Origin of the sequence: Bradyrhizobium centrosematis (genome assembly GCF_045571495.1) — a bacterium.
GTDB classification, from domain to species: domain Bacteria; phylum Pseudomonadota; class Alphaproteobacteria; order Rhizobiales; family Xanthobacteraceae; genus Bradyrhizobium; species Bradyrhizobium centrosematis.
Window position 1 is genome coordinate 1,945,796 of record NZ_CP120703.1, and the last position, 25,262, is coordinate 1,971,057.

Consider the following 25,262-nt stretch of genomic DNA (forward strand, 5'->3'; position numbering starts at 1 on the left):
GCGCCGACGAAGGTGCGTTCCCTCCCCCCTTGTGGGGGAGGGCTAGGGAGAGGGGTAGCCCAGCAATAGGTGTCGATTATTGATGATGCATTGATTGCGGCGTGCGGGCAGAGAGAGTCCCCGTGTGGCACCCCCCTCCCTGACCCTCCCCCACAAGGGGGGAGGGAACGGAGAAAGGGTACCGCTTAGCGCTTCTTCCCCGGCTTCTTCTTCGACACATTCAGCTCCACCGCCGCGCGGATCAGGGCCTTCAACGCCTTCTCGTTGATCTTCTCGCCCTCGCGGATATCGATCGCGCGCCGTACATTGCCGTCGAGGCTGGAATTGAACAGGCCCGAGGGATCCGCCAGCGCCGCGCCCTTGGCGAAGGTCAGCTTCACAACCTCCTTATAGGTCTCGCCGGTGCAGATGATGCCGTCGTGCTCCCACACGGGAACGCCGCGCCATTTCCATTCCTCGACGACATCAGGATCGGCTTCCTTGATCAGTGCGCGAACCCGCCCCAGGGTTTCTCCACGCCAGTCGCCAAGCTCCCTGATCCTGCCGTCGATCAGCCTGGCGGGCGACAGCCCGCCCGCGCTCGTCGTGCCAGTCTTCTTCGCGGTCACGGTCCTCTTCATTCTCTCGCCTCGTTCACGCGTTGCTGCGGCCGAGATGGGGCAGCGCGAACAGATACAGCCCGGTCGCGAGCAGCGGGAGCAGCGGCACGAGCGCCAGGAAGCCGATCCAGGCGGCATCAAGCTGCATGATCATCGCGACGATGTTCGCGACGACGGCGAGCGTGAAAGCCATCGACAGCCAGCGATGAATCTGCCGAATCCACATCTGCGTGCTCATTGGAATCTCCTTCTCGAAAATGATCGGATTGACGATGATGCTAGCCGGCCCGCGCCAGCACCTCGTCCAGCTTTGCAAGGAACTGCTTCCAGCCGGCATGCGCGCCGCCATAGGCCTGTTTCTGCGTGGGGCTGAAGCCCGCCTGCTCGACGCGCAGATGCGTGCCCGAACCGGTCGGGGTGAGCGTGAAGGTCACGACGCTCTTGAGGTCGAAGGCGGCGTCCTCATGCGAAAAATTCCAGGTGTAGGCGAGCGTCTTCTGCGGCTCGATTGTGAGCACCTTGCAATCGAGCACGCCGCCCCACTCGCCGCGCAGATTGAAGCGATGGCCGACGGTCGGCTTGAAGTCGTTCTTCATCAGCCATTCCTCGATCAGATGCGGCTGCGTCAGCGCGCGCCAGAGCCGCTCGGCCGGGAAAGCAAACTCGCGCTCGACTACGACGGAGCGTGTTTCGGTCATTGGTCCATCCTCTTCAGGAGATCGTCGAGTGCGTCGAGCCGGCGCTGCCAGAACGAGGCCATCTGGCTGGTCCAGTCGATCAGCGGATTGAGCGCGCCGGGCTGCGCGCTGTAATGGGTCTGTCGTCCCTCATGGCGGTCGCGCACGAGGCCAGCCTGCTTCAGCGCGCCGAGATGTTTCGACACCGCCGGCTGCGACACCCCGGATCGCGCCGTCAGCGCCCCGACCGTCTGCTCGCCTTCCCGGCACAGCCGCTCGAAGATCGCCCGCCGGGTCGGGTCGGCCAGCGTCCTGAACAGGAGATCGGGCGCGGAGGACATACACAATCCATAATCAGAGAGTTATGGGTTTATTCATAACGCTAGAGTTATGATTAAGTCAAGTGCGACGGAGAGTATGTTGCTGACTGCCTCAACTCTCTCCACGTCATTGCGAGGAGCCCTTGCGACGAAGCAATCCAGATTCTTTCCGCGGTGGGACTCTGGATTGCTTCGCGGAGCCTGTCATCGGGCCGCGCCTTGCGCGGACCCGTTGGCTCGCAATGACGGAGAATATGGCGGGCGGAGTGGGCCTTACGGCCGCAAATAAAGATACCCCTGCGACTGCAACTCGGCGAGGCGCACCACGCCGCCTTTCTCCGCATTGACGAAACCGGGCAGCAGATCCCCGAGCGTGACGTTCTGCGCCTTCATGGTGTTGCCGCAGGCGACGAGCTCGATGCCGTCCTTGGAGAATTCGCCGATCCGCTTGCTGATATCAGGGTTGGCCTGCATCGCATGAAACGCCTTCAACGCCGGTCCGTGGATCACCAGCGCGATCGTGACATGCTCGGGGCCACCGACACCGTCGATGTGGTTCTGGATATTGCCGAGCACGAAATTGACCTTCTCGGCGTCGCTGAGGTGGTACACGACCTTCAGCTTGTTGCTCGCGCTCGCGTCCGTCGCGGCTTTCGCACCGGAGGCGCCGAGCGCTGCGCCCAAGGCCGAGACGGCGCTCCACAAGATGTTGCGGCGGTTCATGGCGTTCTCCCTGGATTGCCCGACGTGGCCGCAGAGATATCACTTGTGACGCAGCGCGGCGAGTTCCTTGCGGTCGGTCACGAGCGAAGCGCACTCGCTGTTGTCGGTACGGTCGAGCCGGAAAATCTTGTCGTCGGCGCCGGCCACCAGCGCATGCTCGGCCTCGTCGTCCGGCTTGTTGTTCTGCCAGACTCTGATTTGTTGAAGCCGAACGATGGCAGACTTGTTGTCCTTGGACAGCGCCACTTCGATCCCGCCGCCTTCGCAATCGACGCCGCAGCCCATGCGGATCTCGTCGCCCTGGCTGAGCAGCACCGCGTGGCTGCCGCACGACCCGCTGGAGTCGAAATCGCCGCTGCGATGGCGATAGCGAAAGCCCATGCGGAACGAGTTGTGCAGCTGCTTGTCCTCCTTGTCGGTCTCCGCCGAGATGAGCAGCTTCATCGAGGCGACCTTCTGCTTGGGATGACGCGCCAGATGTTCTGCGTCGTAGCGCCGGACGAAGCAGGCATAGGCCTTGTCGCCGGGCGCCCCTGCATAGATCCGCGCCGCGAAGGCCTCGGCTTCGGCTTGGGTCGTCTCGCGGACCTTGTCGGCTTCATCAGCGCGGGCGACGCCCACGAGGGCGGCAAAGGCGAGCGGAAGGACAACAGCAAGCTTCATGATCGCACCAAGCATTTGAACCATCGTCGCCCCGCCGCGAGCAGGGTAGCCGACCGAAGGTTAGTCGCAGGCGGCGAGCGGCGCGTTCAAGCCCTCCCGGCCGCGCACCTTGCGGGCAGCCTCGCGCAAGGTTCCAGCCTTAAGGCTTGGCAGCAGGGGCGGCGAACCCCTGGTTGCTGCAGATGACTGGTGGCGGTCAAAATGTCCGTAAGTCAGAACTTGCCCAACCTTGCGATCGGCTATTCCGTGCTGCGGCTGCTGAAGCTGCTGGGCGCTAGCCTGCTGCTGACGCTGCTGTCCGCCGCAGTGGCGTTCAACTGGTTTCACGTCAAGGCTCCCTCCGAGTTCCAGATGACGGCCTGCTACGTGGGTGTCGCACTGTTTGGATTCATGACCTGCAGGACGCTTTGGCGCCTGGTCTCGAGCAGGCAGCCGGTCCTCTTCATTACCCGCGTCGGTATTCGCGACACCCGCGTCGCCTATGACACCATCTCCTGGAGATCGGTGCGGGACGTATCGGTTTGGCGGTATCGCAGTCAGGCGATCGTGGTGCTCAAGCTCGACCCGCTTGTCGCGGACCGCTTCGATGTTGGCCTTCTCAAGCGCGTCGTATCGGTGATGAACAAGGCGGTCGGCGCGGAGGGCGTGCTCATCAATCCCGGCGGCCTGACCATGGACGGCGAAACGCTGCTTCAGACCTGCAGGCAATATTGGAAGGCCGGCCGCTTGGCCTATACGGCCAGTCCCGCGACGCAGCCCGAGCCGGTCAATTAAGGTGTCCCGGTATCGGCCGATGCCGATACCCTTCTGATATCGCGCATGTCACCGCAGGCTGGCGTTGATCTTCTCCAGCACCGCAGACCCCGGGCACAAGGTATCCGCCTCCAGCGAGTTGATCGGCGTCTCGACCGTATTGAGATGCTCGTGCAGATCTTCGGCATCGGGATCGACGTAGAGAAGACCGGTCACGATCTGGCCTTTGGCGGCGTGCCGCGCGAGGAAAGTCTGGGCACCCAGCCGGTCGTGCGGATCGTAATCCGCGTCGATCTTGCGCAGCGCGATTCTGCTGCCGTCGTGCTGCTCGACCACCTGCACCGTGCCCGGTGCGTAATCGACCGCGATCGGGTCGCGGCCGACCAGCACGTCGAGCCGGTTCACGGCGTCGTTGTGCTCGCGGACATAGTCGAAACTCTTGGTCGAGCCGGCGTGGTTGTTGAAGGCGATGCAGGGGCTGATGACGTCGATGAAGGACGCGCCCTTGTGGCGGATCGCGGCTGCGATCAGGGGCACCAGCTGGGCCTTGTCGCCGGAGAACGAGCGCGCCACGAAGGTGGCGCCGAGCTGCAGGGCGATGGCCACGAGGTCGATGGCGTTGTCGGTGTTGGTGACGCCCTTTTTGCTCTTCGAGCCGCGGTCGGCCGTCGCCGAGAACTGGCCCTTGGTCAGGCCGTAGACCCCGTTGTTCTCGACGATATAGGTCATATTGACGCCGCGCCGGATCGAATGCGCGAACTGGCCAAACCCGATCGAGGCGGAATCGCCGTCGCCGGAGACGCCGAGATAGATCAGATCGCGGTTGGCGAGGTTGGCGCCCGTCAGCACCGAGGGCATGCGGCCGTGCACGGAGTTGAAGCCATGCGAATTGCCGAGGAAGTAATCCGGCGTCTTCGAGGAGCAGCCGATGCCGGAGATCTTCGCCACCCGGTGCGGCTCGATCGACAGCTCGTAGCAGGCCTCGATGATCGAAGCCGTGATCGAGTCGTGGCCGCAGCCGGCGCACAGGGTCGAGATCTTGCCCTCGTAGTCGCGATGCGTATAGCCGAGCGCGTTCTTCTTCAGGCCCGGATGATGGAATTTCGGCTTTGCGATGTAGGTCATGAAAGCACCTGAAGCTTCCGCGGCGTCATGGCCGGGCTTGACCCGGCCATCCACGTCTGGGCGGCAAGGAAGAAAGGCGTGGATGCCCGGGCATAGGCGAGCGGAAGCGACGCCGTTCTTCGAACGGCTACCCCCGGGCATGACGAAGGAGAGAGTGACGCGCACATCATGATACGGCCTTGCGGAGCGGGGTTACCTTGAGGTGATCCTGGTGGTCGCCGATGGCTTTTGCGATGAAGCGGGCGGTGATCGGAGTGCCGTCGTAATGCACGATCGGCACGAGGCGAACGGGATCGATGCCGTTCTCGTTGACGATGAGCTGGCGGAGCTGGCTGTCGCGGTTCTGCTCGACCACGTAGACGAAGTCGTGCTCGGCGAGGAAGCTCGCAACGCTCGAGTGGAACGGGAAGGCGCGGATGCGCAGGCGGTCGAGCTGGTGCCCGCGTGCTTCCAGAAGGCCAATCGCCTCGTCCATGGCGGGCGAGGTCGAGCCGAAATAGATCACGCCGTATTTGGTCGGCCGTTCCGCATTGGCCTGCAGCGGTCGCGGCACCAGGTCCTGCGCGGTCTCGAACTTGCGGACGAGACGCTGCATGTTGTCCGCATAGACCGAGCCTTCCTCGGAATAGCGCGCATAGCGGTCGCGCGACGTGCCGCGGGTGAAGTAGGAGCCCTTGGTCGGATGCGTGCCGGGATAGGTGCGATAGGGGATGCCGTCGCCGTCGACGTCGAGATAGCGGCCGAAGTCGCGGCCCTCCTCCAGCATCTCCGCGGTCATCACCTTGCCGCGGTCGTACTGCTTGGCATCGTCCCATTTCAGCGGGCGGCAGAGCCGGTGGTTCATACCGATGTCGAGGTCGAGCATCAGGAAGATCGTGGTCTGCAGCCGCTCGGCGAGGTCGAATGCGGCCGCCGCGAACTCGAAGGCCTCAGCGGGGTCCTCGGGGAACAGCAGCACATGCTTGGTATCGCCGTGCGAAGCATAGGCGCAGGCGATGATGTCGCATTGCTGGGTGCGGGTCGGCATGCCCGTGGAGGGGCCGGCGCGCTGGATGTTCATGATCACGGCCGGAATCTCGGCGAAGTAGGACAGGCCGATGAACTCCGTCATCAGCGAGATGCCGGGGCCGGAGGTGGCGGTGAAGGCGCGGGCGCCGTTCCAGGAGGCGCCGATCACGATGCCGATCGAGGCCAGCTCGTCCTCGCCCTGCACGATGGCGTACTTTGCCTTGCCCGTCTCGGGATCATGCCGATACTTCTTGCAGTGGGCAGTGAAAGCCTCGGCCACCGAGGATGACGGCGTGATCGGATACCAGGCGCAGACGGTGGCGCCGCCATAGACGGCGCCGAGCGCGGCGGCACTGTTGCCCTCGATGAAGATGCGGTCGCCGACCTTGTCGGACTTCTTCACGCGAAGCCCGATCGGGCATTTCAAATTCTGCAGCGCCCAGTCGCGGCCGAGATGCAGGGCGTGGACGTTGGAGGACAGGAGCTTCTCCTTGCCCTTGTACTGCTCGCCGATCAGCTGCTCGATCAGCTTGGGGTCCATCTCGAGCAGGGCCGAAAGCGCCCCCAGATAGATGATGTTCTTGAACAGCTGGCGCTGGCGCGGATCGGTGTAGGTCGAGTTGGTGATGGCGGTTAAGGGGACGCCGATCACGGTGATGTCGTCGCGGAATTTGGTCGACGGCATCGGCTTGGTGGAATCGTAGAACAGATAGCCGCCGGGCTCGATGCCGGCGACGTCCTTGTCCCAGGTCTGCGGGTTCATCGCCACCATCATGTCGACGCCGCCGCGGGCGCCGAGATGACCGGCCTCCGTGACGCGCACCTCATACCAGGTCGGCAGGCCCTGGATGTTGGAGGGGAAGATGTTGCGCGGGGACACCGGCACGCCGTGGCGCAGGATCGCGCGCGCGAACATCTCGTTGGCGCTGGCTGAGCCGGAGCCGTTGACGTTGGCGAAGCGGACGACGAAGTCGTTTACGCTGCTGATCGGCTTCTTGTCGGGCATGTCGAACCTGCGTGAGTCATCTCGATGAAATATTTCTGCATGTCCCAGGCGCCGGTGGGACAGCGCTCGGCGCATAGCCCGCAATGCAGGCAGACGTCCTCGTCCTTGACCATCACCCGCCCGGTCTTCAGATCCGAGGAGACGTAGAGGTCCTGATCCGGATGCGCGGAGGGCGCTTTCAGCCGCTGGCGCAGATCGCCTTCCTCGCCATTGGCGGTGAAGGTGATGCAGTCCATCGGGCAGATGTCGGCGCAGGCATCGCACTCGATGCAGAGCGAGGTCGAGAACACGGTCTGAACGTCACAGTTCAGGCAGCGATGCGCCTCGCCGAGCGCGAGCTTGACGTCGTAGCCGAGCTCGACCTCGGCGCGGATGTCCTTCAGCGCGATCACCTTGTCGCGATGCGGCACCTTGTAGCGCTTGTCGTTGGAGATGTCGTTGTCATAGCTCCATTCGTGGATGCCCATCTTCTGCGACGAGACCTGCACGTCGGGCAGCGGGCGCTCGGTAATGTCCTCGCCCGAGAGCATCTTGTGGATCGAGAGCGCGGCGTCGTGACCGTGCGCGACCGCCCAGATGATGTTCTTGGGCCCGAACGCGGCGTCGCCGCCGAAAAACACCTTTGGATTGGTCGAGACGAAGGTCTTCGGATCGACCTTGGGCATATGCCATTTGTCGAACTCGATGCCGCAATCCTGCTCGATCCAGGGGAAGGCGTTCTCCTGGCCGACCGCGACCAGCACGTCGTCGCATTCGAAGGTCTGGTCCGGCTCGCCTGAGGGAACGAGGCTGCGGCGGCCCTTGGCATCGTATTCGGCCTTCACTTTCTGGAAGGTGATGCCGGTAAGCTTGCCATTGTCGTGAAGGAAGGCGACGGGGACGAGGAAGTTGAGGATCGGGATGTCTTCGTGGATCGCGTCCTCCTTCTCCCACGGCGAGGCCTTCATCTCTTCGAAGCCGGAGCGCACGACGACCTTGACGTCCTCGCCGCCGAGCCGTCGCGCGGTGCGGCAGCAATCCATCGCCGTGTTGCCGCCGCCGAGCACGATGACGCGCTTGCCGATCTTGTCGGTATGACCGAACGAGACCGAGGCCAGCCACTCGATGCCGATATGGATGTTGCCGGCTGCTTCCTTCCGGCCGGGAATGTCGAGCTCGCGGCCACGCGGCGCGCCGGAGCCGACGAAGATCGCGTCGTATTTCTCCGCGAGCAGACCTTTCATGCTGTCGATGCGGTGGCCGCCCTTGAACTCGACGCCGAGATTCAGGATGTAGCCGGTCTCCTCGTCGATCACGGAGTTGGGCAGGCGGAATTTCGGGATCTGCGTGCGCATCATGCCGCCGGCTTCCGGGTCGGCATCGAACACGGTGCAGTGGTAGCCGAGCGGCGCGAGATCGCGCGCCACCGTCAGCGAAGCGGGCCCGCCGCCGACCAGCGCGACGCGCTTGCCGTTCTTCGGACTGGGCTTCGGCAGGCGCTGCTTGATGTCGTCCTTGAAGTCGGCGGCGACGCGCTTGAGGCGGCAGATCGCGACGGGATTTTCCTCGACGCGTCCGCGCCGGCACGCCGGCTCGCAGGGACGATCGCAGGTGCGTCCCAGAATGCCGGGAAACACGTTCGATTTCCAATTGATCATGTAGGCGTCGCTGTAGCGGCCTTGTGCGATCAGTCGGATGTATTCGGGAACCGGGGTGTGCGCAGGACAGGCCCATTGGCAATCGACCACTTTGTGAAAGTAGTCGGGGGCCGTGATGTCAGTCGGTTTCATTCCTACCCTGTCCGCGCAGGCTCAAAGACCCGGCGGCCTCTTTTGAGCTTGGCGAACGCTTAACGCGCGTCGATCTGGTTTCTGAATGACGTCATTGGGTTAGCTTATTAGAACCGTTACCAAGTACAACGGCAAATTTGCCCGCGTCACCGCTTTCATGGGAGCCACGCACAGACAGCATTAATGCCTGCACGCGATGTGCGTGCGGTGCAACATCGCACTGTGCTCCATCCCCGTCATTGCGAGGAGCACTTGCGACGAAGCAGTCCAGACTGCCTCTGCGGGAAGATTGGATTGCTTCGCGGAGCCTGTCATCGGGCCGCGCTTCGCGCGGACCCGTTGGCTCGCAATGACGGCGTTGGCGGCAGCGCAGCAATTTCCCACGTCAGTTCCGCGTGATGTCGCTCTTCGCTAGGTCCCACATCAGGCAGTAGGTGCCGACGGAGACCGGGAGCGGGAAGGGCGCGGCGGCAGGTCCCGTGAAGCGCTCGGCGATGACGGCGGAGACCGCATTGACATGCGTGCCGTCGATCAGCACGAACCAGTCTCGCGCACCCTCGCTGCGCATCGCCGGAATTCCCGCTGTCGCGCCGGACAATTCCGGCTCGCTTTCCAGCAGATGCATCGAGATGATGCCGTCGCGGTCCTGCGGTGCCAGCTTCTCTTGCAGTGCATCACGCCATGCGCTTGCGTTCTCCGGCGTTGGGCGCAGCCGCACCAGCCCGAGCGCTGCGCCGCGGCCGGTGCCCTTGCTGATGGTGATGCGCGCGACCACGCGCAGCATGTCCCTGAAATGCGCCATGCTCCGCCGTGACCATTCGGTCTGGTTGGCCAGACGCGCGCGGTAAGCGGGGCTGTCGAGGACGTCGAGCGTTTCGGTCGAGTACAGCGAGAGATATTTGGGATTGGCGGCATGCGCGACATAGCGCCGCGCTTCCAGGAAGCCCTCGATCGCGACGCGCTCTTCCAGATGCTCGCGATCGTACCAGCGGTTGAAATCGGCCTCGACGGCCGCGTCGATGTTCATCGACGTCAGCAGCATGCCCTTCCCGGCGAGCGGCATTCTTCTTGTCCTCTCATCGCCCGATCTTCGATGCGAGGTCGGCGATCGACTTCATCACCGCGTCCCGCACGCCGGCATCATACAGCGAATGTCCGGCTTCTTCCACGATGCGAAGCTCGGAACCCGGCCAAACTTTCGCGAGAGCGTCGGATGTCTGCGGCGGGCACAACAGATCGTAGCGACCCTGCACGATAATGCCGGGAATGCCGGGAATGCCGGCGAGCCGCTCCGCGTTCTTCAGCAGCTGGTCGGTGGTCATGAAGCTGTCGTTGATGAAATAATGCGCCTCCATGAACGGCGTCGCCGGCAGCGTGCGCCACACATTCAGCGCGGCGAGGTCGAGCCGCGTCTTGGCCGCCTTGTGCTCCGACAGAACGCGCTCGGTGTCGTGCCAGGCCTTCGCCGCCGGGCCGTGCACGGCCGGGTCGGCATCCAGGATGCGGCGCCAATAGGCGTCGACCGGCCGTTCGCGCTCCTGCGGCGGAAGCACGCTGAGAAAATCCTCGTAGAGTGCCGGGTAGAATTGCGGCAGGCGGACCGTGAATGCGGTCTCGACCTCCGCCCGCGTGCCGAGGAAGGTCGCGCGCAGCGCAATGCCGGAGACGCGCGCGGGATGCGCCTGCGCGTAAGCCAGCGCCAGCGTGGCGCCCCAGGAGCCGCCAACCACGATCCAGCGTTCGAAGCCGAATTTCTCGCGGATCTTCTCCATGTCCGCGATCAGATGCGCCGTGGTGTTGTGCTCGCGCGATCCCTTGGGCCGGCTCCGGCCGCAGCCGCGCTGGTCGAACAACACCGCATGCATCCGCTCGGGATCGAACAGCCGGCGATGATCGGGCTGGCAACCGCTGCCGGGTCCGCCGTGCAGATAGATCGCGGGGATGCCGCCGCTGCGGCCGACGGTTTCGACATAGAGCTCATGACCGTCGCCGACGTCGAGCATGTCGGAGGTCAGCGGCGCAAAGGGATCGGCGCGTCGGGCCGCTGTGCCGGCCTCGGCGTCAGGTCCCATTCTCGGATTCCAGGGTGCCGCCGGCGAAGTTGCGATAGAGGAAGCGGTTGGTCTCGCCCTCGGCCTCGGCTTCCGCCTGCTTGAAGATGGTCTCATGCAGCGGCGACAGCGCGCAGGCCGGATCGGTGTTGGCGGCGTCCCCGGTCAGCGCAAAGGCCTGGCAGCGGCAGCCGCCGAAATCGATCTCGCGGAATTCGCAAGACTTGCACGGCTCCTTCATCCAGCCGGTGCCGCGATAGCGGTTGAAGGCCTCCGAGTTCTGCCAGATCCAGGCGATCGAATGGTTGGAGCGCACGGATTCGAAGGCGAGCCCGGTGATGCTCTCGGCGGCGTGGCAGGGCAGCACCTTGCCGGCGGGCGAGATGTTGAAGAACTGCCGGCCCCAGCCGCCCATGCATTTCTTCGGCCGCAACGCGTAATAGTCAGGGACGACGTAGTCGATGGTCAGCCGGCCCTTCAGCCGCTCGCGCGCTTCCTCGACAATGGCCGTGCATTCGTCGAGCTGCGCTACGGTCGGCATCAGCGCCGCGCGGTTCTTCAGCGCCCAGCCGTAATATTGCACATTGGCGACCTCGAGCCGGTCGGCGTCGAGATCGAGGGCCATCTGGATGATCTCGGGGAGCTGGTGCAGGTTCTGCCGATGCATCACCGCGTTCACGGTGAGCGGCAGGTCGAGCTCGCGCGTCCATTTCGCCACCTCGAGCTTCTTGCGGTGGCCGCCTTTGTAGCCGGCGACGCGGTCGGCGAGGCCTTCCTCGATGCCCTGGAAGGAGATCTGCACATGGCAGAGCCCGGCATCGGCGAGCTCGCTGAGCTTCTCGCGCGTCAGCAGCACGGCCGAGGTGATCAGGTTGGTGTAGAGGCCGACGTCGCTGGCATGCTTGACGAGGTCGACGAGGTCCTTGCGCGCCGTCGGCTCGCCGCCGGAGAAATGCACCTGTAAGACGCCGATCTCGGCAAGCTCGCTCAAGACCTTCTTCCATTCCTCGGTGGTCAGCTCCTTGCCCGAACGGTCGAGCTCGACCGGGTTGGAGCAATAGGGGCATTGCAGCGGACAGCGATGCGTGATCTCGAGCAGCACCGCGAGCGGAATGCCGAAGGTCTCTGCCGTCGAGCGCTGCTTCTCCAGCACCGCGAGGCTGTCGCTGGGTGGGATGGTCACGTCGCTCATGACGTCTTCTCCCTGATCTCGGTGAGAAAGCCCTTGTCGGCGAGGTCCTGCAGCATGACGATGACGTCGGCCAGGATCGCCTCGCGGGGCGCTGCGTATTTCGCCGCGAGCTGATCGGCGACGTCGCCGACGCTGCGCTTGCCGTCGCAGAGCTGCAGCACCTCGACCGCGATCTCGTCCGGCGCCAGCACCCGTTCCGGCGCCAGGATCACCCAGACCTTCCGCGTCTCGTCATATTTCAGCTTGGCATGCCGCGGCAGCACGGGGCGGCTCGCCTCGCTGACGCTGATGTTCCGCGGCCCGGCCATTGCCGTCGTCCTTCAGCTCGCCTTGGGCACGAACGCGCCCGGCGGAATGTGGCCCTCGACATAGGCGTGCTGGAGCGCATCGAGCTGCACCCACAGCACGTTGGTCTTGAAGATCAGCGCGTTGCACACAAGCGCGCGCTGCTCCGGCGTCGTGGCGTGCGTCTTGACGTATTCAAGCGCGAAATTGGCATCGCGCGGCGCCTGCGTCAGGCGGCGCTTGAAGTAGCTCATGGTGTCAGGATTGACGAAATCATAGTGCTGCAGCATGCCGGCAATGCGCTCCTCATGGATGCTCGGCGCGAACAGTTCGGTGAGCGAGGAGGCGATCGCCTCCAGCGGGCTCTTCTCGCGGCAATAATGCACATAGGCTTCCACCGCAAAGCGTGTCGCCGGCAAGATGCCTTCGGTGGATTCCACGTAAGCCGTGTCGAGCCCGAGCCCCTCGGTCAGCTTGATCCAGCGCTCGATGCCGCCTTCGCTGCCGATGTCGCCGTCATGGTCCTCGATGCGGTGGCGCCATTCCAGGCGCGTGGCGCGGTCGCGGAAGCGCGAGATCACCACTGCGTCCTTGATCGGAATCGTGCTCTGGTAATAGTAGCGGTTCAGCGCCCAGGCCTGCACCTGGCCCTTGTTCAGCTTGCCGCCATGCAGCAGCTTATGGAACGGATGCAGGCTGTGATAGCGGGTCGCCCCGATATGGCGCAGCGTGGCCTCGAGCTCCTCGGCCGAATTGAGCTTCAGATCCTTGCCGATCGAGAGCGCGGTCATTCCAGTCAGTGATGCGGCATTCACAGCACGATCTCCGTTCCATCCGCGGGTATCTGCCAGCCCGCCTCCTCAGTGATCTTGCGCTCGGGCGAGCCGGGCAGCAGCGCCGGATTCGAGTTATTGATATGCAGAAACAGCTTCCTGTCGATATTGAGGTCGGCCAGCCGCGCGACGGCGCCGTCCTCGCCGGACATCGCGACATGGCCCATGCTCTTGCCGGTCTTGTGGCCGAGCCCAGCCCGGATCATCTCGTCGTCCCGCCAGACCGTTCCGTCGAAGAACACGAGGGAAGCGCCGTCGATCTCGGCCTTGAGCGTGTCGGTCACGTCGGCGCAGGCGGCGATGAAGTAGAAATATTTGCCGGTCGACTTGTCGGTGATCTTCAGGCCCAGCGTATCGCCGTCGCCGCTGTCGCCGCCGGGATGCGCCTTGCCTTCCAGATACCAGGCCGACTTGCCCGCGACCGCGAAGGGCAGCACCTCCAGCCCGGAGCGGGCGCCGTCGGTGAGGCGCGGCTCGAACGGCTCGCGGAGTGAAATCGGCTGGCGCCGTACGTGCTTCTCGTTCAGCACGTTGAAGATGCTGTTGCTGGCAAGGATCGCCAGCACTTTCTCATGCGCATAGATCGTGAACGGCGAGCTCTCGCGCATCGAGAGCAGACCCGCCACCGCATCCACTTCGCTGTTGGTCAAAATCACGCCCGCAATGGGCGTATGGCGCAGCGCTCCCGCCTTGGGGTGCAGTTGCGGGGTGGCATTCAATTGCTGGCGCAGGTCGGGGGAGGCGTTGATCAGGAACCAGTTCTCGCCGTCGCCGCTGAAGGCGACCGAGGCCTGCGTCCGGTGCAGCTCAGGCCCGCCATTGCGGGCTGCCCGGCAGCCCTCGCAGCCGCAATTCCACTGGGGAACTCCGCCGCCGGCTGCGGCGCCCAGGACGACGACGCGAAGCATGATCCGTCTCCTGGAAGGGAGCACGCGCGGTGGATCTCAGGCCGGCGCATCTGCCGACAAGAATTCCTTCTTTCGGAAACGCATCGTGACCGAAAGATCCACCGCCGCAGAACGCGAGATCGCCCACCGGCTTACTTGCGGGTGGCGCTCACATACATGTTGATTTCCATGCCACAGGGCAATTCGACGATCTTCGGGGCTTTCCAAGCCATTTTGGCTCTCCATTTTTGCGAATTCGGACGTATCCGCCCGCCCGTTAAGTTAATGCGGGCGGAGAAGTTAGCTAGTGAAATTTTCCCGGACCTAGGTAGTAGGTCGGTGGAATTGTTGCAGTGCAAAGAAGGCGTGTTGCTGCCGCAAAGTGAGCGAACCACTGACGCAAAAACCGCTGATAGGTCGTGATCCCTGTCGGGATAAACGAGTTGTGAGTATAGGACGGCTTCCCATCGGCGACAGCCGGCCCCATTGGATCAGGCATGCCCAGATATTTCTTCAACACCCGTATCGGCGACGAACTGATCGTGGATCCTGACGGCGAGGACCTGCGCAATCCCGATCGCGCCTGGGAGGTCGCCCGCCAGATGATCCTGGAGGTGGTGAAGTCGGAGGGCACCCAGCGCGCCTTGCTCGATGCGGTGATCGAGGTGACCGACGCCGAAGGCGAGATCGTGCTGGAGTTTCCCTTCACCGAGGCGCTGCTGGACATGCCGGATCCCTCCGCGACAAGGCATTAGTCCCGCTCTCTCCCCGCCATTTGCGAGCCAACGGGTCCGCGCGAAGCGCGGCCCGATGACAGGCTCCGCGAAGCAGTCCAGAATCCCTCCTCGGCGGAAGTCTGGATTGCTTCGTCGCAAGGGCTCCTCGCAATGACGGAGAATGAGGCGCCACCCGGCACCAAGCCCGTCCTCCGCCCCTGCGAAATCCGCATGGCTTTGCCGCGTTCCCGGCGCTAAAAGACGCCGGTCACACGGAGCAAGCCATGCAAGATCTCTGGCGCCTGTCGGCCGCCGACCTCGCCACTCTCGTTAAATCCAGGAAAGTCTCCGCCAAGGAGGCTGCCAAGGCCGGGCTCGCGCGCCTCGATGCCGTCAACCCCAAGCTCAACGCGGTGATCGACCACCGGCCGGAGGACGTGCTCAAGCAGGCCGACGCGGTCGATGCCGCCATCGCGCGCGGCGAGGATCCCGGCGTGCTCGCCGGCGTGCCCGTCACCATCAAGGCCAATGTCGACCAGGAAGGCTTTGCCACCACCAACGGCCTGAAGCTCCAGCGCGACGTGATCGCGCGCGAGGACAATCCGGTGGTCGCCAATTTCCGTAAATCGGGCGCCATTCTGCTCGGCCGTACCAATTGCCCGGCCTTCTCCTATCGCTGGTTCACCACCAATCTCATTCACGGCGACACCAAGAACCCGCGCGACCCCTCGCTGACCCCGGGCGGCTCGTCCGGCGGCGCCGGCGCGGCGGTCGCGGCCGGCATCGGCCATATCGCCCACGGCACCGACATCGCCGGCTCGATCCGCTATCCCGCCTATGCCTGCGGCGTCCACGGCCTGCGTCCCACCCTTGGCCGCATCCCCGCTTTCAACCCGGCGCTGCCGGAGCGCCCGATCGGGCCGCAGATCATGGCGGTGTCGGGTCCGCTCGCGCGCACCGTCAACGACTTGCGGATTTCGCTCGAAGCGATGTCGGCGCGCGACATCCGCGACCCCTGGTTCGTGCCGGTGCCGCTGCAAGGCCCCGCACGGGACAAGCGCGCCGCGCTCTGCCTCAATCCGGGCGGCCTTGCCACCACACCGGAGGTGAAGGCGGCGGTGAGCGATGCCGGCAAGCGCCTGGAGCGCGCCGGCTGGACCGTCGATGTGATCGAGGACACCCCGCCGATGCGCGAGGCGGTCGAGTGGCAGATCAAGCTCTGGCTCGGCGACGGCTATGAGGCGCAGCTGGAGATGGCCGAGCGCGAGGGCGATCCCGGCGCGCTGGCCTGCCTGCGCGGCAACCGCGCCAGGGTCACGCCGATGGACCAGGCCAATTACGCCAAGGCGCTGACCCGGCGTGCCACGCTGACCCGCGAATGGATGCTGTTCTTCGAGAAATACGCGGTGCTGCTGACCCCGGTGTCCGGCGAATTGCCGTTCCCGGATCATCTCGACCGCAAGGACGAGGAGTCCTTCAAGCGGGTCTGGGAAGCGCAGCTGCCGCAGATCGCGATTCCCTTCATGGGATTGCCGGGCCTCGTGGTCTCCACCGGTCTTGTCGGCAAGGCGCCGGTCGGGGTGCACGTCGTCTCCGGCCGCTATCGCGAGGATCTCTGCCTGCTCGCGGGCGAGGCGATCGAGGCGGGCGGCGTGCCGCCGTCGCCGATCGACCCCGTGGGCTGACGATGTCGGCCATCTACGACTTCAAGGCCAACTCGCTGGCCGGCGAGGAGGTGCCGATGCGCCGCTTCCAAGGGCAGGTGCTGCTGATCGTCAACACCGCGAGCAAATGCGGCTTCACGCCGCAATATCGCGGCCTGGAGGAGCTGCATCGCGATCTCTCGCCGCGCGGCTTCTCCGTGCTCGGCTTTCCCTGCAACCAGTTCGGCGCGCAGGAGCCGGGGCAGGCGAGCGAGATCCAGGCGTTCTGCTCGACCAATTACAACGTCACCTTCCCGCTGTTCGAGAAGATCGACGTCAACGGGCCGAAGGCGCACCCTTTGTACGAGTACCTGAAACGCCAGCAATCGGGCCTGCTAGGCGCCTCCATCAAGTGGAATTTCACCAAATTCCTGGTGGACCGTGCCGGCAAGGTGGTCGCCCGCTACGCGCCGACCGCGAAGCCCGAAGGATTGCGGAATCAAATCGAAACACTGTTGTGAGCGAGACAATCATGAGCGACGAATTTCCGGACCGTCTGTCGGTCGATCCGAACAGCCCCTATTACAACGCGGACATCCTGTCGCGCGACGTCGGCATCCGCTTCAAGGGCATCGAGAAGACCAATGTCGAGGAGTACTGCATCAGCGAAGGCTGGGTCCGCGTCACCGCCGGCAACGCCAAGGACCGCTACGGCAACCCGCTGACCATCAAGGTGCACGGCCCGGTCGAGCCGTATTTTCGGGATAAGAAATAGCTCACAGTCATTCCGGGGCTCGCGAAGCGAGAACCCGGAATCTCGAGATTCCGGGTTCGGCTCTTCGAGCCGCCCCGGAATGACAGCGCAAGAGAGCGACCCCATGTCCGTCCGCATCATCGACGTCCGCGAGATCACCAAACCGATCTCGTCCCCGATCCGCAACGCCTATATCGACTTCACCAAGATGACGACCAGCCTCGTAGCCGTCGTCACCGACGTGATGCGCGACGGCAAGCGCGTCGTCGGCTACGGCTTCAACTCCAACGGCCGCTACGGGCAGGGCGGTCTGATCCGCGAGCGCTTTGCCTCGCGCATCCTGGAGGCCGATCCGAAATCGTTGCTCGATGAAGCCGGCGACAATCTCGACCCCGACAAGGTCTGGGCCGCGATGATGACCAACGAGAAGCCGGGCGGCCATGGCGAACGCTCGGTCGCGGTCGGCACCATCGACATGGCGGTGTGGGACGCGGTGGCCAAGATCGCCGGCAAGCCGCTGTTCCGCCTGCTCGCCGAACGCCACGGCGTCGCCGCCAATCCGCGCGTCTTCGTCTACGCCGCCGGCGGCTACTATTATCCCGGCAAGGGCCTGTCGATGCTGCGCGGCGAGATGCGCGGCTATCTCGATCGCGGCTACAACGTCGTCAAGATGAAGATCGGCGGCGCCGATATCGCCGAGGACCGCAAGCGCATCGAGGCCGTGCTGGAAGAGATCGGCAAGGACGCGCAGCTCGCCGTCGACGCCAACGGCCGCTTCGACCTGGAGACCGGCATCGCTTATGCCAAGATGCTGCGGGACTATCCCTTGTTCTGGTACGAGGAGGTCGGCGATCCCCTCGACTACGCGCTGCAGGCGGCGCTCGCCGAGTTCTACCCCGGCCCGATGGCGACAGGCGAGAATCTCTTCAGCCATCAGGACGCCCGCAACCTGATCCGCTACGGCGGCATGCGCCCTGACCGTGACTGGCTGCAATTCGATTGCGCGCTGTCCTATGGCCTGTGCGAATACCAGCGCACGCTGGACGTGCTGAAGACCCACGGCTGGTCGCCCAGCCGCTGCATCCCGCATGGCGGTCACCAGATGTCACTCAACATCGCCGCCGGCCTCGGTCTCGGCGGCAACGAGAGCTACCCCGACCTGTTCCAACCCTATGGCGGCTTCCCCGACGGCGTGCGCGTCGAGAACGGCCACATCACCATGCCCGACCTTCCCGGCATCGGCTTCGAAGGCAAGTCGGACCTCTACAAGGAAATGAAGGCGCTGGCGGAGTAGGCCCGCTGGTGCAGCCCACTCCGTCATTGCGAGCGCAGCGACTTGTCCGCCGAAGCCTTGGCGAAGGCGGAAGCAATCCAGAATCTTTCCGCGCAGGCAGTCTGGATTGCTTCGTCGCAAGGGCTCCTCGCAATGACGGTGGAGAGAGCGGCGTCTCATGCCGGTACTTCATCCGTGGACGGTATCGACGATCGCCTCAACTGTTTCCACGCACTCCGTCATTGCGAGCGCAGCGACGCAATCCAGAATCTTTCCGCGCAGGCAGTCTGGATTGCTTCGTCGCAAGGGCTCCTCGCAATGACGGTGGAGAGGGCGGCGTCTCATGCCGGTACTTCATCCGTGGACGGTATCGACGATTGCCTCAAGTGTTTCCACGCACTCCGTCATTGCGAGCGCAGCGACTTGTCCGCCGAAGCCTTGGCGAAGGCGGAAGCAATCCCGAATCTTTCCGCGGAGGTAATCTGGATTGCTTCGTCGCAAGGGCTCCTCGCAATGACGGTGGAGCACGAGCAGGGCGCCTCTTACGACAGCCGCATGTCCAGCAGCCGTCGCCCTTCACCCTTCAGCAGCTTCTTCACCGTACTCGACGCCACGACCTCGCCGTCGTTGGCGTAGGCTTCGTGGTTCTTCTCGATGTCGTCGAGGCGGTAGAGGTAGTTGACCATGATGCCGGCGGATTCGCGTAACCCCTTCGGCGAGAGGTCGCCCAGCCAGTTGATGCGCTCCAGCCGGGCGCCGTTGCCGAGATGGAAGCGGGCGACGGAATCGATCAGCTTGCCTTTCGGCGTGCGCGCCTTGAGGAAATAGTGCGCCGCGAGCGGCTCGATCACGCCGCGCAGCAGCGCCGTGGTCTCGGGGCTCTCGAACCATTTGGGATCGTCGAGGCGCTTCAGCGTCTCGCGGTCCTCGTCCGACAGCGGCAAATCCCTGTCCTGCTTCACCCATGCCATGAAGCCCGGCACCGGCGACAGCGTCACGAAAGTGTCGAGCTTGGGCAATTCGCGGCGCAGCTCTTCCACCACCTGCTTGATCAGGAAGCTGCCGAAGGAGATGCCGCCCAGTCCGCGCTGGGTGTTGGAGATCGAATAGAACACGGCGGTGCGGGCGCGCTCGATCGGCAGATGCTGGCGGTCCACGGCGAGCAGCGGCGCGATTGCGCCGGGGATGGTCTCGGTCAGCGCCACCTCGACGAAGATCAGGGGCTCGTCCACCATTGCGGGGTGGAAGAAGGCGTAGCAGCGGCGGTCGACCGGATCGATGCGGCGGCGCAAATCATCCCAGTCCGAGATCTCGTGCACGGCCTCGTAACGGATGATCTTTTCGAGGATGTTGGCCGGGGTCGACCAGTCGATCCTGCGCAGCACGAGAAACCCCCTGTTGAACCACGAAGAGAGAAGATGCGAGACGTCGCGATCGAGCGCGGCGAGATCGGTGTGTCCGTTCATCATGCCGAGCAGGTCGGCGCGCATGCTGACGAGATCGCCGGTGCCGCCGGGCGCCCGGTTGAGCCGCCTGATCAGCTCCTGCCGCCGCGGCTCGGAGGCGAAATGCAGCGAGCTTGCGTCCTCGTCACTGGGCGCGGCCCGCCATGCTTCGATCGCCTTGGACAGCCGCTCCCGGTCCGGGCCGAAATCGCGCACCAGGCCGTCGAAGAAGGCGCGGCGTCCCGCCGCATCCAGCTCCCGATAGATGTCGAGCACCTCGCGCGCCATGGCGGTGCCCGATGCTTCGCCGCGGCCCGACAGCAGTGCATCGCAGAGCTCGAGCAGCCCGTCGGCATCCCGCCTCGTGTCGGCGGAATCGCCACGACGAAGCAGTGTGCGGCCGCGCTCGGAGATGGTGGCGAGCAGGTCGGAGAAGAAGGCGTTGGCCATCGGGGCTTTCGTATCAGGTTTGTGCGTTGCGGAAGCTTACACGGGATTTGGGTGGAAGCCGATCACAATCAAGCGGAGGAATGCGGCAACTTTAGTCGGGCCGTGCGTTTGGAGAATGGTGTCATGTCGGGGGCAGTGGTCATTGGAGAACCAGACGGCGACCTCCCCCGCCGTCATTGCGAGCGCAGCGACTTGTCCGCCGAAGCCTTGGCGAAGGCGGAAGCAATCCAGACCGCCTCCGAGGAGGGATTCTGGATTGCTTCGTCGCGAGGGCTCCTCGCAAAGACAAGGTTGGGGCTACCCTTTCCCTGCAAACTCCGTCGGCGTCCGCCCCGTCACCTGGCGGAACGCGGCCGAGAACGCCGGCACGCTGGCATAGCCGAGCTGGGTTGCGAGTTGCTTCACCGACACGCTGGCATCGGTCGACAGGCGCTGGATCGCAGCGGCGATCCGCGCGCGCTGGCACCAGCTCTTGAAGCTCAGCTGCGTCTCGGTCGAGAACAGCCGCGATAAGGTCCGCGCCGAGGTTCCGACCCCGCGCGCCAGCGTGTCGATGTCATGCAGGCCGGTTGGGTCGTCGAGCACGATCAGCGCGGCGCGGCGGCAGCGCGGCTCGTGCGGCAGCGGCACGAACGTCGCGGAATCCTCGGCCTGATGCAATTCCAGCATCACGAGGCGCACCAACAGCTCGGTTCGCTCCTCAGTGTTGCGCGCATCGAACAACGCGAGGATCGCCTGATTGAGCAGCGGCGACACCCGCACCACGAACTCCCTGGTCAACCCTTCATAGCGCTTCTCGCGCTTCAGCCAGTCGAGGTCGAAATACAGCGTGCGCATCTCGATGTCGGCGAGCAGGTCGAGGGCATGCTCGAGCCCGGCCGGCACCCAGACCGCCCGGTCCGGCGGCACCAGCCAGCGTCCCTCGGGCGTCGTTACCTGCATGGTGCCGCGTGCCGCGTAGATCAGCTGCGCTTCGCGGTGCAAATGCGGGTCGATCCGCATGCCCTTGGGATAGTCGCGCGCGACCAGGTGCACGCCCGAGGGCGAGCGATGGTTGCTCCGGACCTCCCGCAGGATTGGCGTTTCCAAGAATGGCGTTTCCAAGATTGGCCTTTTCAAGACAGTCATTGGCGGCACCCCGTCATGGGGAGGACATATAACTCATTTCGGAACAGGAGAGGATTCGGGAATGAACAGCCCCAGCCGGGTCATCGGTTTTGTCAACGCAGGCCATTTCATCGACCATTATTCCATGCTGATCTTCGCCGCCGCTGTGATCATCATGGGTCCGGCGCTCGGCATGGCCTATTCGGAACTGCTGCCCTATGCAACGCCGGGCTTCGTCGCCTTCGGCGCAGGCTCGCTGCTGACCGGCTGGCTCGGGGACCGCTGGAGCCGCCGCCACATGATGGTGATCTTCTTTGTCGGCATCGGCCTCTCCATGATCTCGGTCGGCCTCGTGCAGACCCCGGCGCAGCTCGGCGCCGCTCTGCTCGCGATCGGCGTCTTCGCCTCGATCTATCATCCCGTCGGCACCGCGATGATCGTGTCCTATGCCGACCGGCTCGGCCGCGAGATGGGCATCAACGGCGTCTGGGGCAATCTCGGCGTCGCCTCCTCGGCGCTGGTGACAGGCGTGATCGGCCAGTATCTCGGCTGGCGTTTTGCCTTCATCATTCCAGGCGTCGTCACCATCCTGATCGGCATCGCTTTTGCGATGCTGGTCGTGCACGAGGACCGCAAGGGCGCGAAGCAGGCGGCGGCGCAGGCGCGGGTGGCCAAGCAGGACATGTGGCGCGTGGTGCTGTCGCTGCTGATCGTGGTGATCGCGATCTCCACGACGTTCAATGCCGTCACCGTGGCGCTGCCAAAGCTGTTTGCGGAGCGGCTGGCCGATCTTACCAAAAGCCCGGCGCTGCTCGGGGTCATCGCCGCCTGCGTCTACGTGTTCGGCGCGATGACCCAGTACACGATCGGCCGGCTGCTCGATCGTTACGCGCTGAAGACGGTGGCGCTGCCGCTGTCCTTCATGTTGGCGCCGTTCCTGTATCTGGCCGCCAGCCTGAACAATCTGCCGCTGATCGTGGTCTCGATCGGCATCGTCATGGGCGCGTTCGGGCAGGTCACGGTCAATGATGCCATGGTCGGCAAGTACACCAGCGAGGAATGGCGCTCGCGCGCCTACGCCGTGCGCTACTTCATCGGCTTCACCGCGGCAGGTGCCTCGGTCGGCCTGGTCGCCTGGCTCTACGAGCAGGGCGGCTTCGTCACCATGCTGCACGCCTTCGCGGGCCTCTGCCTGCTCGCGATCGCAGCCGCCATCATCCTGCCGCGCGAGATCCGGACACCGCAGGCGGTGTGAGACCCGGAGGCGGGCAGCTGCCTCCACGTCGTCATTGCGAGGAGCCCTTGCGACGAAGCAATCCAGAATCCTTCCGCGGAGGGACTCTGGATTGCTTCCGCCTTCGCCAAGGCTTCGGCGGACAAGTCGCTGCGCTCGCAATGACGAAGGGGGCGGCCCATCCCGGAAGCTCCCAATCATGCCATTCTGCCAGTGTTTTGCCCGACGATGCAAATCGCTTCGGTAAGGCCGAAATTTTCTCGAGCCTTTTCAATGCCAATCCTACTGTGCATGGGGTTGTTTTCGCATTTCTTGCTGTGACCCTCCCACCGCAAACGAGGGAACCCGCTCCAACCCCGCGGGTTCTCCCCCTGTCGCTCCTCGCGGGCGGGTGAAGGGGAAAAGACATCTGCATGCTGTGGCGCCTGCTCCGACCGGTCGGCCTTGTCCCCGCGGCGCTCGTCCTCACCACCATCGCCGCCGGTGCCGAGGGCGGCAAATCCGCAGGTCCTTCCGAATTCCTGCTGGTGGCGCAGATCGTGCTGTTGGTCGCGGTCGGCCGCGGCCTCGGCGAAATCATGCAGCGGATCGGCCAACCCTCGGTGATCGGCGAACTGCTCGCCGGCATCATCCTCGGGCCGTCGCTGTTCGGCTGGATCTGGCCGGAGGCGCAAGTCGCGATCTTTCCCAAGACGCCCGAGCAGAAGGCGATGATCGACGGCATCGCGCAAGTGGGCATCCTGCTGCTGCTCCTGCTGACCGGCATGGAGACCGACCTCAAGCTGGTCCGGAAGGTCGGCAAGGCCGCGATCGCGATCTCGATCGCCGGCATCCTCGTCCCCTTCGCCTGCGGCTTCGCGCTCGGCGAATTCCTCCCCGATGCGCTGCTGCCCAATCCGCAACAGCGGCTGGTGGCCTCGCTGTTCATGGGCACGGCGCTGTCGATCTCCTCGGTGAAAATCGTGGCCGTGATCGTGCGCGAGATGAATTTCATGCGCCGCAATGTCGGCCAGACCATCGTCGCGACCGCCGTGATCGACGACACCATCGGCTGGATCATCATCGCCGTGATCTTCAGCCTGGCCTCGCAGGGAACGCTGGATATCGCCTCGGTGGCGAAGGCGGTGCTGGGCACGCTCGCGTTCCTCGCGATCAGCTTCACCATCGGCCGCCGCCTGGCGTTTCAGTTGATCCGCTGGGCCAACGACAACCTCGTCAGCGCTGCGGCGGTCATCACGGTGATCCTGCTGCTGATGAGCGTGATGGCGATGATCACGCATGCCATCGGCGTCCACACCGTGCTGGGTGCCTTCGTCGCCGGCATCCTGGTCGGGGAATCTCCGATCCTGACGCGGCAGATCGACGAGCGCTTGCGCGGGCTGATCTCGAGCTTCTTCATGCCGGTCTTCTTCGGCCTCGCCGGCCTTGCCGCCGATCTCTCGGTGCTGCGCGATCCCAATCTCCTGATGCTCACGGGCCTCCTGGTCGTGATCGCCAGCGCCGGCAAGTTCGGCGGCGCCTTCGTCGGCGGCACCATCGGCGGGCTGAACAATCGAGAGTCGCTGGCGCTCGCGAGCGGCATGAACGCGCGCGGCTCGACCGAGGTCATCATCGCCACCATTGGCCTGTCCGTCGGCGTGCTCAGCCAGAACCTGTTCACGATGATCGTGACCATGGCGATCGTGACGACGATGGCGATGCCGCCGATGCTGCGCGCGGCGCTGGCAAGGCTGCCGATGAGCAAGGAGGAGAAGCAGCGGCTGGAGCGGGAGGAGTTCGAGAGGCGCGGCTTCGTCGCCAATCTCGAGCGCCCGCTGCTGGCGGTGGACGAAAGCGTCAACGCCACCTTTGCCGCCCACGTCGCGGGCCTGATCGCCGGCATGCGCAACCTGCCGATCACCGTGCTGCATATCGGCAAGCGGCCCGAGGAGCAAGAGAAGAGCCGCGACGAGGAGGAGAGCCACGAAGCCGTGGTGAAGAAGGCTGCCGAGGCGGCCAATACCGCTGGCGAGGCGGGCAGCATCGACGTCGTGACCCGCGCGAGGCGCACGCCGCTCGGCGAGACCATCGCCGACGAGGCAAGCAAGGGTTTCGACCTCCTCATCGTCGGTGTCGACAAGGTTGCCGCGACCAGGGATCGCTTCGACCGCAGGATCGAGGACATCGCAGCACGGTTCGAGGGGCCGCTCGCGATCGTCGCGGCTGAGGGCAAGCACCTGAAGCAGCCGATCCCCGATGCGCTCAACATCCTCGTTCCCGTCTCCGGCAGCGCGGTTTCCAAGCGCGGCGCCGAGGTCGCGGTCGCACTGGCGCAGGGAGGATCCGGCTCGCTCCGGGTGATCTATGTCGCGACCACACGCGACAAGGGCGCGCAGCGCGGCGCCTCCCGCGGCCTGAACCAGGAGGCGGGCATCCTGAAGGACGCCAGCGATCTCGCCGCCCGCTACGACGTCGACATCACCACGACGCTGCGGGTGAACCGCGCGCCGGAGGCCGCGATCCTGCGCGAGATCGACACCACCGACGTCGATCTCGTGGTCATGGGCGTCGACCGCATCCAGGCCGACCATCTGTCCTTCGGTGGCGTCGCCGACGCCGTGCTGAGGCAGTCGAAGGTGTCAGTGCTGCTGGTGTCGAGCGGCGAAGCGCGGCAGGCCCCTGCGGAGAAGGCTTGAGCGACGGTCTCTCCGCTGTCATTGCGAGCGCAGCGAAGCAATCCAGAGTGTCTCCGCGGCGGCAGTCTGGATTG

General features: G+C 64.7%; 27 protein-coding genes. 9 read left to right on the forward strand and 18 right to left on the reverse strand.

Annotated features, from left to right (window positions below; genetic code table 11):
- Window positions 1-185: 185 nt before the first annotated feature.
- The 6 genes from P6U31_RS09305 to P6U31_RS09330 form a co-directional block, all read right to left on the reverse strand.
- Window positions 186-620, reverse strand: coding sequence for a DUF1801 domain-containing protein (locus P6U31_RS09305; protein WP_407187902.1), 435 nt, complete (start codon window positions 618-620; stop codon window positions 186-188).
- Window positions 621-633: 13 nt separating this feature from the next.
- Complete coding sequence (locus P6U31_RS09310; protein ID WP_407187903.1) at window positions 634-837, reverse strand: hypothetical protein; 204 nt, start codon at window positions 835-837, stop codon at window positions 634-636.
- Window positions 838-877: 40 nt separating this feature from the next.
- On the reverse strand, window positions 878-1,297 hold the full coding sequence (locus P6U31_RS09315) for an SRPBCC domain-containing protein (protein ID WP_407187904.1): 420 nt from the start codon (window positions 1,295-1,297) through the stop codon (window positions 878-880).
- Entirely contained in the window at window positions 1,294-1,617 is a 324-nt protein-coding gene (locus P6U31_RS09320; RefSeq protein WP_407187905.1) for an ArsR/SmtB family transcription factor, read from the reverse strand. The genes P6U31_RS09315 and P6U31_RS09320 overlap by 4 nt, the downstream gene beginning before the upstream one ends.
- Before the next feature lie 252 nt (window positions 1,618-1,869).
- A complete protein-coding gene (locus P6U31_RS09325; RefSeq protein WP_407187906.1) occupies window positions 1,870-2,319 on the reverse strand; it encodes a DsrE family protein in 450 nt (149 codons plus the stop codon).
- A gap of 39 nt (window positions 2,320-2,358) precedes the next feature.
- Entirely contained in the window at window positions 2,359-2,982 is a 624-nt protein-coding gene (locus P6U31_RS09330) for a hypothetical protein (protein WP_407187907.1), read from the reverse strand.
- Between the two features lie 201 nt (window positions 2,983-3,183).
- Here P6U31_RS09330 and P6U31_RS09335 point away from each other — a divergent pair, with 201 nt between their 5' ends.
- Window positions 3,184-3,756: an STM3941 family protein gene (locus tag P6U31_RS09335; protein WP_407187908.1), complete on the forward strand. Its 573-nt coding sequence runs from the start codon at window positions 3,184-3,186 to the stop codon at window positions 3,754-3,756.
- Between the two features lie 48 nt (window positions 3,757-3,804).
- Here P6U31_RS09335 and P6U31_RS09340 read toward each other — a convergent pair whose 3' ends face one another.
- The 10 genes from P6U31_RS09340 to pqqA form a co-directional block, all read right to left on the reverse strand.
- The gene (locus tag P6U31_RS09340) at window positions 3,805-4,860 is read right to left on the reverse strand and encodes a 2-oxoacid:ferredoxin oxidoreductase subunit beta (protein ID WP_407187909.1); all 1,056 of its coding nucleotides are present in this window, start codon (window positions 4,858-4,860) and stop codon (window positions 3,805-3,807) included.
- Window positions 4,861-5,026: 166 nt separating this feature from the next.
- The gene (locus P6U31_RS09345) at window positions 5,027-6,874 is read right to left on the reverse strand and encodes a 2-oxoacid:acceptor oxidoreductase subunit alpha (protein WP_407187910.1); all 1,848 of its coding nucleotides are present in this window, start codon (window positions 6,872-6,874) and stop codon (window positions 5,027-5,029) included.
- A complete protein-coding gene (locus P6U31_RS09350; RefSeq protein ID WP_407187911.1) occupies window positions 6,844-8,643 on the reverse strand; it encodes an FAD-dependent oxidoreductase in 1,800 nt (599 codons plus the stop codon). The genes P6U31_RS09345 and P6U31_RS09350 overlap by 31 nt, the downstream gene beginning before the upstream one ends.
- Window positions 8,644-9,028: 385 nt before the next feature.
- A complete protein-coding gene (locus P6U31_RS09355) occupies window positions 9,029-9,706 on the reverse strand; it encodes a hypothetical protein (protein WP_407187912.1) in 678 nt (225 codons plus the stop codon).
- A 13-nt stretch (window positions 9,707-9,719) separates the two neighbouring features.
- Entirely contained in the window at window positions 9,720-10,715 is a 996-nt protein-coding gene (gene pip / locus P6U31_RS09360) for a prolyl aminopeptidase (protein ID WP_407187913.1), read from the reverse strand.
- Window positions 10,705-11,886, reverse strand: a complete 1,182-nt coding sequence (gene pqqE, locus P6U31_RS09365; protein ID WP_407187914.1) for a pyrroloquinoline quinone biosynthesis protein PqqE — start codon at window positions 11,884-11,886, stop codon at window positions 10,705-10,707. The genes pip and pqqE overlap by 11 nt, the downstream gene beginning before the upstream one ends.
- Window positions 11,883-12,194: a pyrroloquinoline quinone biosynthesis peptide chaperone PqqD gene (gene pqqD, locus P6U31_RS09370; protein ID WP_407187915.1), complete on the reverse strand. Its 312-nt coding sequence runs from the start codon at window positions 12,192-12,194 to the stop codon at window positions 11,883-11,885. The genes pqqE and pqqD overlap by 4 nt, the downstream gene beginning before the upstream one ends.
- A 12-nt stretch (window positions 12,195-12,206) precedes the next feature.
- Window positions 12,207-12,962, reverse strand: coding sequence for a pyrroloquinoline-quinone synthase PqqC (gene pqqC, locus P6U31_RS09375; RefSeq protein WP_407189804.1), 756 nt, complete (start codon window positions 12,960-12,962; stop codon window positions 12,207-12,209).
- 20 nt (window positions 12,963-12,982) lie between these two features.
- The gene (pqqB, locus tag P6U31_RS09380) at window positions 12,983-13,912 is read right to left on the reverse strand and encodes a pyrroloquinoline quinone biosynthesis protein PqqB (protein WP_407187916.1); all 930 of its coding nucleotides are present in this window, start codon (window positions 13,910-13,912) and stop codon (window positions 12,983-12,985) included.
- Between the two features lie 131 nt (window positions 13,913-14,043).
- Window positions 14,044-14,124 (reverse strand): pyrroloquinoline quinone precursor peptide PqqA, encoded by an 81-nt coding sequence (pqqA, locus tag P6U31_RS09385; RefSeq protein WP_407189805.1) that lies wholly within the window; start codon window positions 14,122-14,124, stop codon window positions 14,044-14,046.
- Window positions 14,125-14,388: 264 nt separating this feature from the next.
- On the opposite strand from pqqA, the gene P6U31_RS09390 reads away from it, so the two are divergent.
- The 6 genes from P6U31_RS09390 to P6U31_RS09415 all read left to right on the forward strand — a co-directional run bounded on the left by P6U31_RS09390 (window position 14,389) and on the right by P6U31_RS09415 (window position 18,913).
- Window positions 14,389-14,646, forward strand: a complete 258-nt coding sequence (locus tag P6U31_RS09390; RefSeq protein ID WP_128927426.1) for a DUF6894 family protein — start codon at window positions 14,389-14,391, stop codon at window positions 14,644-14,646.
- 245 nt (window positions 14,647-14,891) lie between these two features.
- Complete coding sequence (locus tag P6U31_RS09395) at window positions 14,892-16,292, forward strand: amidase family protein (RefSeq protein WP_407187917.1); 1,401 nt, start codon at window positions 14,892-14,894, stop codon at window positions 16,290-16,292.
- A gap of 2 nt (window positions 16,293-16,294) precedes the next feature.
- Window positions 16,295-16,771: a glutathione peroxidase gene (locus P6U31_RS09400; protein WP_407187918.1), complete on the forward strand. Its 477-nt coding sequence runs from the start codon at window positions 16,295-16,297 to the stop codon at window positions 16,769-16,771.
- An 11-nt stretch (window positions 16,772-16,782) separates the two neighbouring features.
- Entirely contained in the window at window positions 16,783-17,025 is a 243-nt protein-coding gene (locus P6U31_RS09405; RefSeq protein WP_164937929.1) for a DUF3297 family protein, read from the forward strand.
- Between the two features lie 103 nt (window positions 17,026-17,128).
- Window positions 17,129-18,298 carry a D(-)-tartrate dehydratase gene (gene tarD / locus P6U31_RS09410; RefSeq protein ID WP_407187919.1) on the forward strand — a complete coding sequence of 390 codons (1,170 nt, stop codon included), beginning with the start codon at window positions 17,129-17,131 and terminating at the stop codon, window positions 18,296-18,298.
- Between the two features lie 42 nt (window positions 18,299-18,340).
- On the forward strand, window positions 18,341-18,913 hold the full coding sequence (locus P6U31_RS09415; protein ID WP_407187920.1) for a hypothetical protein: 573 nt from the start codon (window positions 18,341-18,343) through the stop codon (window positions 18,911-18,913).
- Here the strand turns inward: P6U31_RS09415 and P6U31_RS09420 are convergent.
- Together P6U31_RS09420 and P6U31_RS09425 are read right to left on the reverse strand one after the other, a co-directional pair.
- Entirely contained in the window at window positions 18,820-20,172 is a 1,353-nt protein-coding gene (locus P6U31_RS09420; RefSeq protein ID WP_407187921.1) for a malonyl-CoA decarboxylase, read from the reverse strand. The genes P6U31_RS09415 and P6U31_RS09420 overlap by 94 nt on opposite strands.
- Before the next feature lie 297 nt (window positions 20,173-20,469).
- On the reverse strand, window positions 20,470-21,300 hold the full coding sequence (locus P6U31_RS09425) for an AraC family transcriptional regulator (protein ID WP_407187922.1): 831 nt from the start codon (window positions 21,298-21,300) through the stop codon (window positions 20,470-20,472).
- 61 nt (window positions 21,301-21,361) lie between these two features.
- On the opposite strand from P6U31_RS09425, the gene P6U31_RS09430 reads away from it, so the two are divergent.
- Both P6U31_RS09430 and P6U31_RS09435 read left to right on the forward strand, forming a co-directional pair.
- Window positions 21,362-22,534, forward strand: a complete 1,173-nt coding sequence (locus P6U31_RS09430; RefSeq protein WP_407187923.1) for an MFS transporter — start codon at window positions 21,362-21,364, stop codon at window positions 22,532-22,534.
- 392 nt (window positions 22,535-22,926) lie between these two features.
- Window positions 22,927-25,188, forward strand: a complete 2,262-nt coding sequence (locus P6U31_RS09435; RefSeq protein WP_407187924.1) for a cation:proton antiporter — start codon at window positions 22,927-22,929, stop codon at window positions 25,186-25,188.
- Window positions 25,189-25,262 lie beyond the last annotated feature (74 nt).

What these genes read in the sequence shown, in the direction of transcription:
- P6U31_RS09305 (WP_407187902.1), bottom strand. Translation starts at nt 620, where the DNA reads ATGAAGAGGACCGTGACCGCGAAGAAGACTGGCACGACGAGCGCGGGC.
- P6U31_RS09310 (WP_407187903.1), bottom strand. Translation starts at nt 837, where the DNA reads ATGAGCACGCAGATGTGGATTCGGCAGATTCATCGCTGGCTGTCGATG.
- P6U31_RS09315 (WP_407187904.1), bottom strand. Translation starts at nt 1,297, where the DNA reads ATGACCGAAACACGCTCCGTCGTAGTCGAGCGCGAGTTTGCTTTCCCG.
- P6U31_RS09320 (WP_407187905.1), bottom strand. Translation starts at nt 1,617, where the DNA reads ATGTCCTCCGCGCCCGATCTCCTGTTCAGGACGCTGGCCGACCCGACC.
- P6U31_RS09325 (WP_407187906.1), bottom strand. Translation starts at nt 2,319, where the DNA reads ATGAACCGCCGCAACATCTTGTGGAGCGCCGTCTCGGCCTTGGGCGCA.
- P6U31_RS09330 (WP_407187907.1), bottom strand. Translation starts at nt 2,982, where the DNA reads ATGAAGCTTGCTGTTGTCCTTCCGCTCGCCTTTGCCGCCCTCGTGGGC.
- P6U31_RS09335 (WP_407187908.1), top strand. Translation starts at nt 3,184, where the DNA reads ATGTCCGTAAGTCAGAACTTGCCCAACCTTGCGATCGGCTATTCCGTG.
- P6U31_RS09340 (WP_407187909.1), bottom strand. Translation starts at nt 4,860, where the DNA reads ATGACCTACATCGCAAAGCCGAAATTCCATCATCCGGGCCTGAAGAAG.
- P6U31_RS09345 (WP_407187910.1), bottom strand. Translation starts at nt 6,874, where the DNA reads ATGCCCGACAAGAAGCCGATCAGCAGCGTAAACGACTTCGTCGTCCGC.
- P6U31_RS09350 (WP_407187911.1), bottom strand. Translation starts at nt 8,643, where the DNA reads ATGAAACCGACTGACATCACGGCCCCCGACTACTTTCACAAAGTGGTC.
- P6U31_RS09355 (WP_407187912.1), bottom strand. Translation starts at nt 9,706, where the DNA reads ATGCCGCTCGCCGGGAAGGGCATGCTGCTGACGTCGATGAACATCGAC.
- pip (WP_407187913.1), bottom strand. Translation starts at nt 10,715, where the DNA reads ATGGGACCTGACGCCGAGGCCGGCACAGCGGCCCGACGCGCCGATCCC.
- pqqE (WP_407187914.1), bottom strand. Translation starts at nt 11,886, where the DNA reads ATGAGCGACGTGACCATCCCACCCAGCGACAGCCTCGCGGTGCTGGAG.
- pqqD (WP_407187915.1), bottom strand. Translation starts at nt 12,194, where the DNA reads ATGGCCGGGCCGCGGAACATCAGCGTCAGCGAGGCGAGCCGCCCCGTG.
- pqqC (WP_407189804.1), bottom strand. Translation starts at nt 12,962, where the DNA reads ATGACCGCGCTCTCGATCGGCAAGGATCTGAAGCTCAATTCGGCCGAG.
- pqqB (WP_407187916.1), bottom strand. Translation starts at nt 13,912, where the DNA reads ATGCTTCGCGTCGTCGTCCTGGGCGCCGCAGCCGGCGGCGGAGTTCCC.
- pqqA (WP_407189805.1), bottom strand. Translation starts at nt 14,124, where the DNA reads ATGGCTTGGAAAGCCCCGAAGATCGTCGAATTGCCCTGTGGCATGGAA.
- P6U31_RS09390 (WP_128927426.1), top strand. Translation starts at nt 14,389, where the DNA reads ATGCCCAGATATTTCTTCAACACCCGTATCGGCGACGAACTGATCGTG.
- P6U31_RS09395 (WP_407187917.1), top strand. Translation starts at nt 14,892, where the DNA reads ATGCAAGATCTCTGGCGCCTGTCGGCCGCCGACCTCGCCACTCTCGTT.
- P6U31_RS09400 (WP_407187918.1), top strand. Translation starts at nt 16,295, where the DNA reads ATGTCGGCCATCTACGACTTCAAGGCCAACTCGCTGGCCGGCGAGGAG.
- P6U31_RS09405 (WP_164937929.1), top strand. Translation starts at nt 16,783, where the DNA reads ATGAGCGACGAATTTCCGGACCGTCTGTCGGTCGATCCGAACAGCCCC.
- tarD (WP_407187919.1), top strand. Translation starts at nt 17,129, where the DNA reads ATGTCCGTCCGCATCATCGACGTCCGCGAGATCACCAAACCGATCTCG.
- P6U31_RS09420 (WP_407187921.1), bottom strand. Translation starts at nt 20,172, where the DNA reads ATGGCCAACGCCTTCTTCTCCGACCTGCTCGCCACCATCTCCGAGCGC.
- P6U31_RS09425 (WP_407187922.1), bottom strand. Translation starts at nt 21,300, where the DNA reads ATGACTGTCTTGAAAAGGCCAATCTTGGAAACGCCATTCTTGGAAACG.
- P6U31_RS09430 (WP_407187923.1), top strand. Translation starts at nt 21,362, where the DNA reads ATGAACAGCCCCAGCCGGGTCATCGGTTTTGTCAACGCAGGCCATTTC.
- P6U31_RS09435 (WP_407187924.1), top strand. Translation starts at nt 22,927, where the DNA reads ATGCTGTGGCGCCTGCTCCGACCGGTCGGCCTTGTCCCCGCGGCGCTC.